9 protein-coding genes are annotated in these 15,131 nt (G+C 65.0%); 4 read left to right on the top strand and 5 right to left on the bottom strand.

The annotated features are described in order from the left end of the window. Positions 1-4: 4 nt before the first annotated feature. Complete coding sequence (mfd, locus tag QEH68_RS07230) at positions 5-3,637, bottom strand: transcription-repair coupling factor (protein ID WP_280627539.1); 3,633 nt, start codon at positions 3,635-3,637, stop codon at positions 5-7. A 109-nt stretch (positions 3,638-3,746) separates the two neighbouring features. On the opposite strand from mfd, the gene QEH68_RS07225 reads away from it, so the two are divergent. From QEH68_RS07225 to nhaA, 4 genes are all read left to right on the top strand, one after another. Continuing rightward, on the top strand, positions 3,747-5,288 hold the full coding sequence (locus QEH68_RS07225; RefSeq protein ID WP_280627538.1) for an SDR family oxidoreductase: 1,542 nt from the start codon (positions 3,747-3,749) through the stop codon (positions 5,286-5,288). Positions 5,289-5,335: 47 nt separating this feature from the next. Continuing rightward, the gene (locus tag QEH68_RS07220; protein ID WP_089594214.1) at positions 5,336-5,833 is read left to right on the top strand and encodes a DUF2505 domain-containing protein; all 498 of its coding nucleotides are present in this window, start codon (positions 5,336-5,338) and stop codon (positions 5,831-5,833) included. 1 nt (position 5,834) lies between these two features. Further along, complete coding sequence (locus tag QEH68_RS07215; protein WP_207596844.1) at positions 5,835-6,056, top strand: hypothetical protein; 222 nt, start codon at positions 5,835-5,837, stop codon at positions 6,054-6,056. A gap of 163 nt (positions 6,057-6,219) precedes the next feature. Next, a complete protein-coding gene (nhaA, locus tag QEH68_RS07210) occupies positions 6,220-7,539 on the top strand; it encodes a Na+/H+ antiporter NhaA (protein WP_280627537.1) in 1,320 nt (439 codons plus the stop codon). A 28-nt stretch (positions 7,540-7,567) separates the two neighbouring features. On the opposite strand, the gene sufU is transcribed toward nhaA, so the two are convergent. From sufU to QEH68_RS07190, 4 genes are all read right to left on the bottom strand, one after another. Further along, positions 7,568-8,020 (bottom strand): Fe-S cluster assembly sulfur transfer protein SufU, encoded by a 453-nt coding sequence (sufU, locus tag QEH68_RS07205; RefSeq protein WP_207596842.1) that lies wholly within the window; start codon positions 8,018-8,020, stop codon positions 7,568-7,570. 67 nt (positions 8,021-8,087) lie between these two features. Next, positions 8,088-9,413, bottom strand: a complete 1,326-nt coding sequence (locus QEH68_RS07200; protein ID WP_207596841.1) for a cysteine desulfurase — start codon at positions 9,411-9,413, stop codon at positions 8,088-8,090. Positions 9,414-9,502: 89 nt separating this feature from the next. Further along, on the bottom strand, positions 9,503-11,974 hold the full coding sequence (locus tag QEH68_RS07195; RefSeq protein ID WP_280627536.1) for an ATP-binding protein: 2,472 nt from the start codon (positions 11,972-11,974) through the stop codon (positions 9,503-9,505). A gap of 472 nt (positions 11,975-12,446) precedes the next feature. After that, on the bottom strand, positions 12,447-15,128 hold the full coding sequence (locus tag QEH68_RS07190) for an AAA family ATPase (RefSeq protein ID WP_280627535.1): 2,682 nt from the start codon (positions 15,126-15,128) through the stop codon (positions 12,447-12,449). Positions 15,129-15,131: the final 3 nt, after the last annotated feature.

The raw sequence follows: 15,131 nt of genomic DNA, 5'->3' as shown, positions 1-15,131 counted from the left end.
TCAGTTAGCCAGCCTTCACAGGTACGTCGGTGAAAATCGCTTCAATGACGGTGTTGGCCCACTGCAGGACTTCGGCATCCTGGAGGTCGCGCCCGCCGATCCTGGCGGTTTTGGGCTTGGGAATCAGGACGGCATCCAGTGCGGGCTTCACTTGGGAGCCCGGGTACATGCGGTTCAGGCGCATGGTTTTGGATTCGGGCAGTTGCGCCGGCGAGAATCGGATGAAGTTGCCTTGGAGCGCGACGTCGGACAGGGCGGCTTCGCGGGCCCCCACCCTGAAGCGCGCCACGGCAATGAGGTTCTGCGCAGGCAGCGGTGGCTCGCCGTAACGGTCCACCAGTTCGGCCAGGACTTCGTCGATCGCTTCGTACGTGATGGCAGCGGCCAGTTTGCGGTAGGCCTCCAGGCGCAACCTTTCCCCCGGCACGTAGTCGTGCGGAAGGTGGGCGTTGACGGGCAGTTCGATCTTCATTTCCGCCGCCTTTTCCTCGGCCTCACCGCGGTACTCGGCCACAGCCTCGCCCACCAGGCGGATGTAAAGGTCAAAGCCGACGCCTTGGATGTGACCTGACTGCTCACCGCCCAGGAGGTTTCCCGCGCCACGGATTTCAAGGTCCTTCATGGCCAGCTGCATCCCGGCCCCGAGTTCGTTGTGCGCTGCCACGGCTTTGAGGCGTTCCAGCGCTACCTCGCCCAATGGCTTCTCGGAGGGGTACAGGAAGTAGGCGTAGGCGCGTTCACGGCCACGGCCAACCCGTCCACGGAGCTGGTGGAGTTGCGAGAGGCCGTACTTGTCCGCGCCATCCACAATCAGGGTGTTGGCGTTGGAGATGTCCAGGCCCGTCTCAATGATGGTGGTGCAGACCAGGACGTCGAACCGCTTCTCCCAGAAGTCCACGATGATCTTCTCGAGGCGGCTTTCGGACATCTGTCCGTGGGCAACTTCCACGCGGGCTTCCGGAACAAGTTCGCGGATTTGTGCGGCGATGCGCTCGATCGAGGAAACCCGGTTGTGGACAAAGAACACCTGTCCCTCGCGCATGAGTTCGCGACGGATCGCTGCAGAGGTCTGCTTGTTCGTGTACGGGCCCACGTAGGTCAGTACGGGGTGGCGTTCCTCAGGCGGCGTGGCCAGGGTGGATGTTTCCCGGATGCCAGTGAGGGACATTTCGAGGGTTCGGGGAATCGGCGTTGCACTCATCGCCAGTACATCAACGTTGGTGCGCATTTTCTTGAGCGCTTCCTTGTGCTCCACCCCGAAGCGTTGTTCTTCGTCCACGATTACCAAGCCCAGGTCCTTGAACTCGAAGTCCTTGGACAGCAGCCGGTGCGTGCCGATCACTACGTCCACGGCCCCGCTCTTGACGCCCTCGGCCGTTTCCTTGGCTTCTTTGGTGCTCTGGAAACGGGACAGCGGCTTCACCCGCAACGGGAACCCGGAGAAGCGCTCCGTGAAGGTTTCATAGTGTTGCTGCGCCAACAGTGTGGTGGGCACCAGCACAGCTACTTGTTTGCCATCCTGAACGGCCTTGAACGCTGCACGGACGGCGATTTCCGTCTTGCCGTAGCCCACGTCACCGGACACCAGCCGGTCCATGGGAATCTCCCGTTCCATGTCCGCCTTGACCTCGTTGATGGTGGTCAACTGGTCGGGCGTCTCCACATACGGGAAAGCTTCCTCCAGTTCGCGCTGCCACGGGGTATCGGGGGCGAAGGCATGTCCGCGGGATGCCATGCGGGCGGAGTACAGCCGGATCAACTCTCCGGCGATTTCCTTGACCGCCTTGCGGGCCTTGGACTTGGTGCTGGCCCAATCGGCACCACCCATTTTGCTCAACGCGGGGGTGTCTCCGCCGACGTAGCGGGTCACCTGGTCCAGCTGGTCGGTGGGCACAAAGAGCCTGTCCCCGGGGGCGCCGCGTTTGGACGGCGCATACTCCAGCACGAGGTACTCGCGCAGCCCGGCATCGGACGACGACGTGCCAGCCACTTTGCGCTGGATGAGCTCCACGAACCTGCCGATGCCGTGCTGCTCGTGCACCACAAAATCGCCGGCGTGCAGCTGCAACGGATCCACGGCGTTGCGGCGCTTGGACGGCATGCGGCGCATGTCCTTGGTGGAACTGGCCGTCGCGCGACCCAGCAGGTCGGCTTCGGTCAACAGGCCCAGTTTGAGGCCGTCCAGGACAAAACCACGTCCGACGGCGGCGGTGGTCACCTCGATGATGCCTGGCTGCGGATCCTTCTCCAGCGACTCAACGCGGGAACACGGAATATCGGCGTCGTGGAACAGCTCCGCCAGGCGTTGGGCAGGCCCGGGACCATCGGTCACCACCACCACCCGCCATTGCTCGCGGACGCGGGAGCCGATGAATTCCAGCATCTCCGCCACTTCACCTTGGTAGCCCCGAGGTTCACGGGCACGCATGTTCAGGACGTCGATGTCCAGGACCAGGTCCTCATCAGTGGCCAGTGAGGTGATGGACCACCAGGAGACGTTGTGGGCAAGGGCAGCCGAGCGGGTGTCGGTCAGGGACCGGAAACTGGCAGCATGCAGGTCCGTGGAGGCCTGGGACGACAGGTCAAGGGGCGCCGCACCGCCGTCGGACGCTGTTGACCAGGCGGCTTCCAGGAATTCCTCGTTGGTGGCCGCGAGATCGTGCGCGCGGGTGCGTACCTTCTCTGGTTCGATGACGACGGACAAGGACCCGGCCGGGAGCTGGTCCACGAACGGGACCATGGCGTCCACCAGCACGGGCGCCAGCGATTCCATGCCTTCAACAGCGATGCCGCCGGCGATCTTTTCCAGCATGTCCGCAGCTGCCGGCATGTCCGCCTTCAGCTTGGACGCGCGGGACATCACGGAGGGCGTGATCAGGATTTCGCGGCACGGCGGAGCATGGAGCGCCGTGGGGTGGTGGATGCCGGGGGCGGACAGCGAGCGCTGGTCGGCTACGGCGAACCAGCGCATCTGGTCCACTTCATCACCGAAGAATTCCACGCGGATGGGATGGTCCTCGGTGGGCGGGAAAACGTCAAGGATGCCACCACGGACGGCGAATTCGCCACGGTGGGTCACCATGTCCACACGGGCATACGCGGCATCGGACAGCGCGCGGACCACCTCCGTGAACGAGCGTTCCTGTCCCACCTGCAGCGTCACCGGAACCAGGTCTCCCAGGCCGGCCACAAGAGGCTGGACCACGGCGCGGACAGGAGCCACCACTACGCGCAAGGGGGCCGCCGTCGACGTCTCCGGGTGGGTCAGGCGGCGCAGGACGGATAGGCGCCGGCCCACGGTGTCCGAGCGGGGCGACAGCCGCTCGTGCGGGAGGGTTTCCCAGCTGGGGAAGGCGGCCACGGACCCGGCCGGAAGATAGGAGGCCAGAGCGGCAGTGAGGTCTTCGGCTTCGCGGCCAGTAGCTGTGATGGCGAGGACCACGGGAGTACCAGCGCCGTCGGCGGCTGCGTCGGCCAGGGCGTCGGCCATTTCCGCGAGCAGCACAGCCCGCATGCCCGTGGGCGCGCTGATCTGGTAGTCAGTGTTGCGGTCGCTGAAGGGCCGCTGAGCTTCCGTTCGGACGCGCGCGAAAGTCTTGTCCTCCGCCAATGCGCGGCGCAGACCGTTGAGGCTCATGACAGAAACTCCTAGGGTGGGTCCAAGGGCAGGCAACACAAATGCCCGGAAATTCAGATGAACGCCGGGTCATTCCAGCCTACCTCTACCCCCAGCCCCAGGAGTTCCTTTGCAGCCTTCGGAAGCCACCCATTCCAACACACCGCAGGACACCAAGACCGTTCTGGTGACCGGCGCCACCGGCTACATCGGCGGCCGCCTTGTCCCCCGGCTCCTCGAGGCCGGCCATAGGGTCAAAGTCCTGGTCCGCACGCCACAGAAGATCGCCGATGTTCCCTGGCATGACCGCGTGGAGATCATCGAGAACAGCTTGTCCGACGCCGAAGGCCTCACCGAGGCCCTGGCTGGCGTGGACGTCCTGTATTACCTGGTCCACTCCATGGCGTCCGGCAGCGGATTCGAGGCCAAGGAAGAAGCAATGGCCCGGCTCGTGGCAGAAGCCGCAGCCGAGGCCGGCGTGGACAGGGTTGTCTACCTCGGCGGACTGCACCCGGAGAACGAGGAACTTTCCGTCCACATGCGGTCCCGCGAGACCGTGGGAAAGGTGTTCCTCGATTCGCCGGTGGACGCGATCGTGTTCCAGGCCGGTGTGGTGATTGGTTCCGGGTCGGCGTCGTTCGAGATGATCCGGAACCTCGCCGAAACCCTTCCCGTGATGCCCGCGCCAAGTTGGGTTGGCAACCGGGTTGAGGCCATCGCGGTCCGTGACGTCCTGCATTACCTCGTAGCTGCCGCGGCGCTCCCGGAGAAGGTGAACCGTTCCTTCGACATTGGGTCCCGGGACGTCCTGAAGTACAAGGAGATGATGAACGAGTACGCCGTGGAGCGTGGGCTCCCCCGGCGGCTGGTCATTGCGCTCCCTGTGCCTGCACCGAAGCTTGCCGGTTTGTGGGTCGCCTTGGTGACCCCCATTCCTTTGTCCATGTCCCTGCCGTTGGTGCAGTCGCTGCAGCATGACGCGGTGTCGCGGGAGCACGACGTCGACCGTTACTTCCCGCAGCCCGACGGCGGCCTGACGCCCTACCGCCGCGCCGTCGCCTTGGCGCTCGGCAAGGAACGGGACGGGCAGGTGGAGACCACCTGGGCCAACGCCGGCATCGACGCCGATCCGCTTCCCAGCGACCCCGACTGGGCCGGTTACAAAGTGTTCCTGGACGAACGGACCTTCCACAGCGAGGCGCCGCCGGAACATGTCTGGACCATCATCGAGGGCATCGGCGGCAAGAACGGATGGTACTCCCTGCCCTTGGCCTGGCGGATCCGCGGGTGGCTTGACAAGCTCCAAGGCGGCGCCGGATTGTTGCGGGGACGCCGGCATCCCAAGACGCTGAACACCGGCGAGGTAGTGGATTGGTGGCGGGTGGAGGCCATTGACCGGGGGCACCTGCTGCGCCTGCGGGCCGAGATGCGGGCACCGGGAGGGGCATGGTTGGAGCTGGCGGTGGAACCCGACGGTAATGGCAGCCTTTACAAACAGCGCGCCATTTTCTTCCCGCGAGGCTTGGCCGGGCGGCTCTACTGGCTGGGGGTCTACCCGTTCCACGGCTTGATCTTCCCGTCCATGGCCCGCAACATCTCGGCAGCGGCCATCGCCCTCCAGGAAAGCCCGCCCAAGACCGCCGGTTCAGGGGTGGCCAGCGAGACCCCGTAGGATGTTGGGAGCTAAAAAGCTTCACCACCACCATTCACGGAGGACCCATGGCCCTGAGCGCATCCACCACCCTGCCGCACAGCGTTGACCGCGTTGCTGCCGTATTCGTCAACGAAGATTTCCTGCGTCACACGAGCGAACTGGTGGGCGGCTCCCTGGAATCGTTCACCATCGACGGCGACCCCGCCGGCGCCTTCAGCACCACCACTGTCCGCACCCTGCCCACCACCCGCCTGCCGGATATTGCCCGCAAGTTTGTTGGCGAAACCCTGAAGGTCACCCAGACCGAGCAGTGGGAAGCTCCCGCCGCCGACGGTTCGCGCGCCAGCAACATCGCTCTCAAGATCTCGGGTGCTCCCCTGGACGTCACGGCCGTCCAGCGCCTCGTGGCTGATGGCAGCAACACCCGGATCGAGCTCGAAGGCAACGTGTCTTCTTCGGTGCCGTTCCTCGGTGGCAAGATCGCAGACGCCGCTGAGCCGATGGTGGGCAAAGCCCTGAACATCCAGTCCCAGCAGGCCCAGGCCTGGCTCGAAAGCCACTAACGTGGAGATCCCCGCTGTCCTTGCGGTTGTCCTGATCGTTGCCGGGGCCTGGTCCCTGGTGGTGTGGCCGCAGTTCCTCAAGCGCGTCATGAAGGATCCCCGCGCCCGCGATGCCGCAGGCAAGGCCACCAAGTTCCTCACGGTCCACGTTGTGCTGGTCACCATCTCCATGGTGCTGGGACTCGCGACGGCAGCCATTGGGATTGCGGGCCTCGTCGCCTAGGTTTCACCCAACCAAGTAGCAGCAGAGCGCGTTATGGGAGCTGATAACGCGCTCTGCTGTTACTCAGTTGGGTAAGATGGTTATTGGTGTGCCGGGAAGTCTGGTCGGCGGAGCCTTTGTGCTCCCCTGAGACCGATTGATTTTGCGCAAGTAAGGAGCCCCCGTGGCCCAGAAGCCCCCTGCAGCCCCTCAGCAACCCAGCAGCTCAAGCGCAGTTTTCTCGCGCTCCAGTTACCCCGAGTACCGCAGGATCCTCTCGATCCTTCGCACGGAAACAGTGGGCGGCGCGCTCCTCCTGGCAGCCACCGTCGTCGCCCTGATTTGGGCCAACTCTCCCGCGGCCGACGGCTACTTCGCATTCCGCGACGTCAAGATCGGCTTCGAGCCCTGGCATCTTGAGCTGAGCCTCGGCCATTGGGCCTCGGACGGCCTCCTGGCGGTGTTCTTCTTCTTGGCAGGCCTTGAGCTCAAACGCGAGTTCGTGGCCGGCGAACTCCGCAAACCCGCGAAAGCAGTTGTTCCCGTCGCCGCGGCGATCGGCGGCGTAGTGGTTCCGGCCGCCATCTTTGTCCTCTTCAACCTCGGGTCCCCTGAGACGCTCAAGGGCTGGGCCATTCCTACCGCCACGGACATCGCTTTCGCCCTGGCCGTACTGGCCGTCATCAACACCCACCTGCCGGCCGCTCTCCGGACGTTCCTGCTGACCCTCGCCGTGGTGGACGACCTCATCGCCATCGGCATCATCGCCTTCTTCTATTCCACGGGACTGCAGCCGCTCATGCTGTTGGCCGCCTTGGTGCCGTTGGCCCTCTTCACGTTCCTGGTCCAGAAGCGGATCCGCAGCTGGTACTTGCTCGTACCCCTTGCTTTGGCCACGTGGGGCTTCGTCCACGCTTCCGGGATCCACGCCACGGTGGCGGGGGTGCTGTTGGGCTTCGCCGTTCCGGTCCTGGCCAGCGGCAAGAAGGGAGAACCGGCCGAAGGCCTGGCTGAGCACTTCGAGCACCGGCTGCGCCCGTTCTCGGCAGGCTTCGCCGTGCCCGTCTTCGCGTTCTTCTCCGCAGGCGTGGCCTTGGGCGGATTCGATGGCATGGGGGCAGCGCTCACGGATCCCGTGGCCGTCGGCATTGTGGCAGCACTGGTGGTGGGCAAGGCAGTGGGCGTTTTCGGCACCACGTACCTGGTCACCAAAACCACCCGCGCAAGCCTCGATTCCAGCATTGCCTGGATCGACCTTTTTGGGCTGGCTCTTCTGGCGGGCATCGGCTTCACGGTTTCGCTTCTCATTGGCGAACTGAGCTTCGGCACCGGTTCAGCCCACAATGACCACGCCAAGGTGGCCATCCTGGCAGGGTCCCTGATTTCGGCGCTGCTGGCCGCCGTCGTACTCAGGGCCCGTAACCGGCGGTACCGTCAGGTGCAGGCGGATGAAGAACGGGACGACGACGGCGACGGCGTACCGGATGTCTTTGCCCGCCACTGACGCGCGGGTGCTGGGCTGCTGCTGAAGGTCAGGCGGTGGCCTGGTTGAGCGCGTCCTCGGCAGCAACCCAGGAGATCATGGCGCACTTCACGCGCGCCACGTAACGGGCAACGCCCTCGAAAGCGGCAGCGTCGCCCAGGATCTCCGGGTCCGCCTGGACTTTGCCACGGGACCGCAGGACCTCACGGAAGTTCTCGATCACGGAGTGCAATTCCTCCACGGACATGCCCTCGGCCAGTTCACTGAGCACCGAGGCCGAGGCCATGGAAATCGAGCAACCCGCGCCGTCCCAGCTGATCTGCCGGACCGTTCCGTCAGCAACGGCCAACCGCAGCGTTACTTCGTCGCCGCACACCGGGTTCAGCTGGTGTGATTGGCCGGTGGACGCACCTTCGGGGGCTGGCGTTTCAGCCAAGCCGCTGCCGTGCCGCTGCTTGGAGTGGTCCAGGATGATCTGCTGGTACAGCTGGTCAAGACTCATGGTGGTTGTTGCCTGTTCTGCGAAAAATCGTTGGTGGAGGCTGCCTGGCTTCCAGGGCTGCCGAAGGTCAGGCCTGGAAGTATGCCCGGACCCCGGAAACAGCATCGAGGAAAGCATCGACGTCGTCCGTGGTGTTGTAAAGGTAGGTGCTCGCCCGGGTAGTGGCCGTCAGGCCCAGGCGGCGGTGCAGCGGCTGGGCGCAGTGGTGACCGACACGAACGGCGATGCCGCGATCATCAAGGAACTGCCCGACGTCGTGCGCGTGGACACCGGCGACGTCGAACGCTGCCAGGCCGATTCGCTCGGACCCGGAGGCGGGACCTACGACGCGGATGCCGTCGATGCTCTCGAGCCCTTTGACGAGGCGCTGACCAAGCGTCGTTTCCCACGCATGGATGCGGTCAATGCCAGTCTCGGTGAGGTAGTTCACGGCGGCAGCAAGCGCCACAGCCTGGGAGATCCGCTGGGTACCGGCCTCGAACCGCTGGGGCGCCGGCAAGTACTCGGCCCGCTCCATGGTGACCGTGGTGATCATCGAACCACCGGTGAGGAAGGGCGGCATGACATCAAGGAGTTCCTGCTTGCCGTAAAGCACGCCGACACCTGTAGGCGCCAGCATTTTGTGCCCGGAGAACACCGCGAAGTCGACGTCCAACTCCTTGACGTCCACGGCCAGATGCGGCACGGACTGGCATGCATCCAGGACCACCAGGGCCCCGACCTTGCGGGCGAGTGCCACGAGCTCCACCACCGGGTTGATGGTCCCCAGGACGTTGGAAGCGTGGGTGAAGGCCAGGAGCCTGGTCCGTTCCCCCACGATCCCGGCTGCGGCGTCGAGCATCAGCGTTCCGTCGTCGGTGACGGGGATGTACTTCAGGGTGGCCCCAGTCCGGAAGGCCAGCTCCTGCCAGGGGATGAGGTTGGCGTGGTGCTCCATTTCGGTGACCACGATCTCGTCGCCCGGTCCCACGGCCAGGTCCTTCAAGCGCGAATCGCCACGGCCCTGCGCCGCCCACAACCCGGCGTTGGATAGTGCGTAGCTGATGAGGTTAAGTCCCTCGGTGGCGTTGGAGGTCCACACGGTTTCCTCGTACTGCGCGCCGATGAAGTCCGCCACGGTCTGGCGTGCGTCCTCGAAGACCTCCGTGGCTTCCACGGCAAGGTGGTGGGCTCCACGGTGGACGGCCGCATTACGTTGTTCGTAGTACTCCTGCTCGGCCTCGATGACGCTGAGCGGGTTCTGCGACGTGGCGCCGGAGTCCAGATAGATCAAGGGTTTACCGTTGACCATCTGGTCCAGCACCGGGAAGTCATTCCGGATCCGCAGCACCTCCGCATTGTCCATGGCATGCACGGACCGCAGCAGTGAGGCGGGGGTTGATACGGCAGTCAAGGGGCGCTCCTTGGAAATCCTTCAGGGACTCCCTATTATCCCACGGTGGCCTCTGCCGTGCGGTGACGAAGGTGTGCCGTACAGCACGTTCAGCCCCCGGCCCTCCCGGGTACCCACCCCAGCGGCGGAACAGCCCCGCTGTCGAACGCGTTACGCAACCGTTCAACCAAGACCAATGTGCGCCGGCTTGCTGCACTCCGGGTTCGGGCTTCATACCCGCTGGCCGCACGGGAGAAGCACACGGAAGCATGGGCAAACAGCCTGTCGGCAGACAAACTTCTTCCCGCAGCTTCCAACGTCTTGGGATCGTTGTCCAGCAGTGCCTCTGCAAACGTTCCCAGGGCGGCTCCTCCGGCTCCGTGAATTTCCGCAGCAAGTCCTGACAGCCGCCGCTGGACCACAAGGTCGTCGACGGCGGCACTGCTTGCGTTCAGCGTCAGGAGGGACACTGCCTCGGCTTCCAACAACGTGCTGCCCTGGTGGTGGAGTTGTTCTGCCAGCGCCAACAGATGGCCCGGCTTACCGGCCATCTGGTCCTGCACCGCCGCCAAATAGACGGAGCCGAGCTGGGGAAGGAGGCCAGCGGGATCCCCGACTTCCCGCAAAGCAGCGAGGCTCTGCCCACTACGCTCCATCGCCTGCGCAGGGTTTCCGCACAGCGCCTCGGAGTAGGCCAGCAGTGCTGCAGCGAATGCCAGTACCGGCGGAAGGCCGGCGTCGGACAATTCCGCGAGGACCGGCTCCAAAGTTCCCCGCGCGGCGCGGGGAAGCCCCTGGCTGAGTTCGGCGTACCCCCGGGCAACGTCCAAGCACACGGCCAGGTATGGGGGGAGGACAAAGGCCGCAGGACACTCCAGGAGTGAATCCATTTGGCTCCAGGCCAGATTGTTGCGAAGGCATACTACGTGCCGGAGCAGCACCCCAGGCCGGAACATCTCCAGGGCAGGGTCCGCGTCAACGGCCGCCATTGCCGCAGTTGACCGCTCCAACGCTTCCGGGGCGGATCCAGCGAGTAAGAGCCGTTCGGCTTCCCGGACGTTCCACACCACGTGGCCGGAAATTTCCTGCAGGGTCTGCGGCCGGCCGGCGCCGGAAGCAGACTCCCCTGAACCGGCGTCCTCCGAAAGACCGGACATTGCTCCACCCGGGACAGCCCCCAGGAGTTCCAATGCCAACAGGCGGCTGCCGGCATCGGCCTTTACCTCCGGCGATCCCCCACCTGCTGCCAACTCCCGCAGTTCCGGGGCGGCTTCGCCCACCAGGCCTTCTGCAACCAAGGCCCGCGCCCTGAGGAGCCTGGCCTCGTTCTTCCGGCCCGGCCCGGCCACTGCTGCGGCGGCCCGCATGACGAGTTCGGCAGTTGACGGCCTGTCAGCGGCCGGGGCGGTAGCCAGAAGAACCTCATCGGAAAGGGTCAGGCCACAGTCAAGGGTCCATGTCATCCACCGCAGCAGGGTGGGGGCCGATTCGCGCGTGAGCGCGGGCTCCTCAACGCCAAGGCGGAGGGCCAGGCTCCTGGGTCGTGGCACGGCCAGCCGGGTACCCTCGCCACGCAGCCAGGAACTTGTCCTGACCAGCGGCGGCCGCCCCGCCAGCAGCCGGATGTGCCGGTTGGCCAGAAGGTGTTCAACGGCGCTCCGGCCAAAATGGTGCTCCACAACGTCCAGCGCCACAGGTTCAGCGAGCGCTATGAGTTCGAGTGCATGCCGTTCCTCGGCAGGCCGGGCGGCGTTTTCTGCCTGCACTTGTGCCACCACACCTGGCCAGTCGCAGTGGGCCCGGACATCAATGGTCCAGAAGCCGTCCTTCTGCACCAGCAGACCAGCATTCCGTGCATCGTTGATGGCGATCCCCAGCAGCCCCACATTGAAGCCGCTCATGGCGGCTAAAAGGCTGCTGGCACGGCGTTGGACCTTTCCACTCAGGATGGATTCGGACAGCGCATGAGCCTCGCTGAAGGTAAAGGGCGGAAGAACGTACTGTTCCAGGAAGCCGTCTTCCCAGAGTTGGTAGAGGTCCGGAGGAAGGGGCCGGCGGCTGTCGGCAGTTGCAACCAAGGTTGCCCCGAAACCGGGTATCAGTTGCAGCAGGACGGCCAAGGAGGCTGGGTCTACGTAGTGGATGTCGTCCACCAACAGCACCAGCGGCGGCCTTGCCGTGTGAGCCCGGCGTTTGTTCCGGCGTCGGCCCATCTGTGGTGTGTACAAATATTCAGCGGCACCCAGGGTGCTGGTCAGGGCCCGGAGGACGTGAAGCCCCGGCGGCAGTGTGTCTTCACCGCCGGGTTCAGCTGCCGCGCCCAAGGCGCCGTAACTGGTGGTCTTCAGCTCTGGTTTCCCGGCGAAACTTCTGACATCCATGGTTTCGGCGAGGCCCTCTTTGACCGAGAGCAACAGGTGGGTCTTTCCGGATCCTCGGTCCCCTACCACCACGATGCCACTGGTGGAGGGCGACGGTACTGCGGAAAGGATGATGTCCAGGAGCCTCGTCCGGTCCGGGAAGGGTGATGGCCTCAGCCCGACTGTGACGGTGTCTTCGTCCAGCCAGGGATCCGGCAGCATGCGCACTCCAATAGCAGCAGTCCCATGGTCCGGGAGGGGTGATTTCCGCGAAGTGCGGGCTACCTGGCCTAGAAGCCGGCGGCGGCTGGGGGGAGAGTCTCGGTCTCAGAAGACTCTGTCGCCGCCGGCTTCGTCCAGGGCCGGAACACCTTTCGGTGTCCGGTGCATCGGCTCAAAGAGACCACCGATGCGGATGATGCGACTTTCGGAATCCCGGTGATGCTTGGGGCTGAACCGTTCTTCCAAGATCAATACTGCCGGGGTGGCGAACGGGGTACACCAGTAGTTGGTACTCGATTAGTCCGGGGCTTTTTCCGGGCCTCTACCTTGTTGTACTCAGTCCCTCAGAGGCGCACTACTTGGTTTGGGCGCAACACTCCCACGGGTTACTCCAGTGATTGGCCAAAACCCGTGCGGTGGCGGGGCCAAGTGGCGTGGTGGGTGGTTAGTGAGTACTCGAGGAACACTGCCGTCAATGACGGACAGCAGCCCCGAGATCTTCGCGACGGCGGATGCCCAACTTGGCGTAACTGCGGTAGAGGTGGCCCTCTACCGTGCGTACGGACACCATGAGTTTCTCCGCGATCTGGCGGTCGGTGAGCCCTGAGACTGCCAACGCCACGATGTCCTGCTCACGGCGGGTCAACGGCACCGAGCGGTCCGCTTCGGTGCTGGGGTCATGGACCAGGGCATCACCAAGGCTGGCTTCGCTGACATCGCGCAGCACCGCTGCCTGCCGGGCCTCCGGTCGCTTTCCTTCGGCGTCGAAGGACAACGCCGCTTTATCGAACGCCACGGCGGCTGGTCCGGGCATGCCGGCCGCGGCCAGAAGGTTGCCGGCGTTGACGAATCCTTGGCCGTCAGCGCCCAGATGTGCTTCCGCCAGGGAAAGCCATCCGGCTGCCCAGGCACCTGACATGGATGGTGTGATCCCCTTGATGGACTCCATGGCCTGTACGTCGCCGAGCTCGGCACGGAGCACCAGGTTTTGCAGCAGGACACCGGGCTCCTGATGCAGCCGTATGGATTCCGGGAGCTTCCTGAGCTTGTCCAGCCCTGAGCCTTTGGCCACCAACTCCTGGCCGGCCAGGGTAAAAAGTTCGGCAAGGGCCTCCACGTAGGCTCCTCCGGCCGCTGCACCGGCCTGCTGGCCTGCCTGGCCTTCCTGTTCGCCGGCCAGGCGGTCAGCGAGCGCGGTGTCGCCAGACCTCGCCGCGGCATAGAACGCGAGTGCATTGCCCAGATTCTTCAGCTGTTGGGGGTCCCTGACCCTGAGTGCCTCGACGGCCGGAGTCACCAGCTCCGCGGCCTGCTCCAGCCTGCCTTGACGCAGAAGTGACAACCCTTTGAGGGTTTGGATGTCCCCACCAAAGACGATGAGGCCCATGGCCGATCTCGCTGAGTAACGTTCAAGGGCAGTCCCTGCGGCACCCCAGTCCCCCGCTCCCAGCGCGGCAAGGGTGTAGCGCGCCAGCACAAAGTCGCTGAAGTAAAGGAGGTCATCAGCCTGCTCGTCCAGCAGCGCCAACGCTTCACGGCCGGCGTCGAGGGCCTCCACGGCCTGGCCCTCGACCGTCAGGAGTTCGCACTGGATGGCCAGGAGGAATACCCGGTTCATGACAAAATCCGGTTGTTCCGGGCTGAGCGCTGCCCCAAACCGCTCCAGGCCTTCACGGACTTCTGCGTAGTGGCCCTCGTGGGCAAGCGCCGCCAACTCCAGTGCCTTGGCATGCCGCCCCACAAGCCCCACCACGGGGTCTGATTCCGGAAGTCCGTTGACGAGGGCTGCCGCCGCGGTCCGGGCATCGGCCACAATGTCCGGCGATGAGTCACCCATGGCCGCCCGCGCGGCGGCCCACAAAAGCCCTGCCCCCAGGGGACCCGACGGATCGGCGTCCAAGTACCCCAGGCCCTCTTCCAACAGCCGCACCGCAGTGCCAAAGTCGCCGTCGTTGTAGCTGACCATGGCCATGACTGCGCGGGCGCGCGGGCGCAACGCCTCGGAGCGGACCTTGCCGGCTGCTGCCAGCGCCAGGGGGTTCTGGAGCAGTTTTGCAGCCAGGAAAGCTGCCTCCAGCAGTTGTTCATCATCGACGTCGGCACCACAGTCCAGCGCCCAGCTCACCAACCGGAGCAGTCCCTCGGCCGTGGGCGGCTCCGCGATCAGGTGTTGGACCATGCGCTGGCGGATCTGGAGGCTGCGGGCAGGCGAAACAAGCTGGCGCAGCGCCTCGCTGTACATGGGGTGCCACATCTTGAGGGGGCTTCCGGGCCCGTTGGTGGACAGCACCAGCCGGCTGTCCATCAGCGCCCGCACGGTTTCCCTGCCAACTTGTGTGTCCAGCACGGCGGCAGGGACGGGTTCGGAGAGGGCGATGACGTACATCGCTTCCCTCTCAGCCTCGCTGCTCCGCAGTACACGGTTCCGCACTACCTCGGCCAAGCCTTCGCCGCTGCCCGAAAGGGCTCGTGTCAGGAACCAGACACCGTTCCGCCGCACCAGGTTTCCGTCCGCCCTTGAGTCGTCCAGGAGGCAGCGAAGGAGTAATGGATTGCCCTCGGACACGGAGTGCAGCACGTCCGCGGCACTGGCCATGACGGTTCCGTCCAGTGTCTTCTCCGCGAGCTCGGTGACGCCCTCATGGTCCAGGGGATGAAGCTCCAGCCGCTCAGCGAGGCCGTCGTACCACAGCTGAAGCAGCGCGGTGGGCAGACCCGGGCGAGGCCTGCCCGTGGCCACGAGCCTGGCCCACCCTGCCGTCACCAATTCGGCCAGTATCTGGGTGCTGCCTTCGTCAAGGTCGTGGGCATCGTCCACAATAAGCAAGAGCCGTGCACCTTGGCCGCCACGGCGTTTCTCGAACTGTGCCCAGAACTCCCGCAGGATCGCCACCGGCGAGGTAGCTTGTTCCACAGGCAAGTCCAGCAAATAGGGCGCCAGGACACCGTAGGGCACAGCAGACAACGCGGGGCTTCCGTGGACCCGCATTACCACCATTTCTCCTGCCAGGCGGCTCGCAATTTCGGCGGCAAGGGCCGTCTTTCCGATGCCGGGGTCCGCTAGCAGAAGCACAGCCCCCGCACCTTCCTGGCGCAGGATCTTCATGGCCAGTTCCAGCTCGGCGTCCCGGCCTACAAGGTGCTCAGCCCGCATGGG

Origin of the sequence: Paenarthrobacter sp. OM7 (assembly GCF_029873575.1) — a bacterium.
Lineage (GTDB): Bacteria > Actinomycetota > Actinomycetes > Actinomycetales > Micrococcaceae > Arthrobacter.
Note: the sequence above shows the minus strand (reverse complement) of the source record. Positions and strands in the feature narration are given on the sequence as shown.

What these genes read in the sequence shown, in the direction of transcription:
- QEH68_RS07220 (WP_089594214.1), top strand. Translation starts at nt 5,336, where the DNA reads ATGGCCCTGAGCGCATCCACCACCCTGCCGCACAGCGTTGACCGCGTT.
- QEH68_RS07195 (WP_280627536.1), bottom strand. Translation starts at nt 11,974, where the DNA reads ATGCTGCCGGATCCCTGGCTGGACGAAGACACCGTCACAGTCGGGCTG.
- mfd (WP_280627539.1), bottom strand. Translation starts at nt 3,637, where the DNA reads ATGAGCCTCAACGGTCTGCGCCGCGCATTGGCGGAGGACAAGACTTTC.
- QEH68_RS07190 (WP_280627535.1), bottom strand. Translation starts at nt 15,128, where the DNA reads ATGCGGGCTGAGCACCTTGTAGGCCGGGACGCCGAGCTGGAACTGGCC.
- sufU (WP_207596842.1), bottom strand. Translation starts at nt 8,020, where the DNA reads ATGAGTCTTGACCAGCTGTACCAGCAGATCATCCTGGACCACTCCAAG.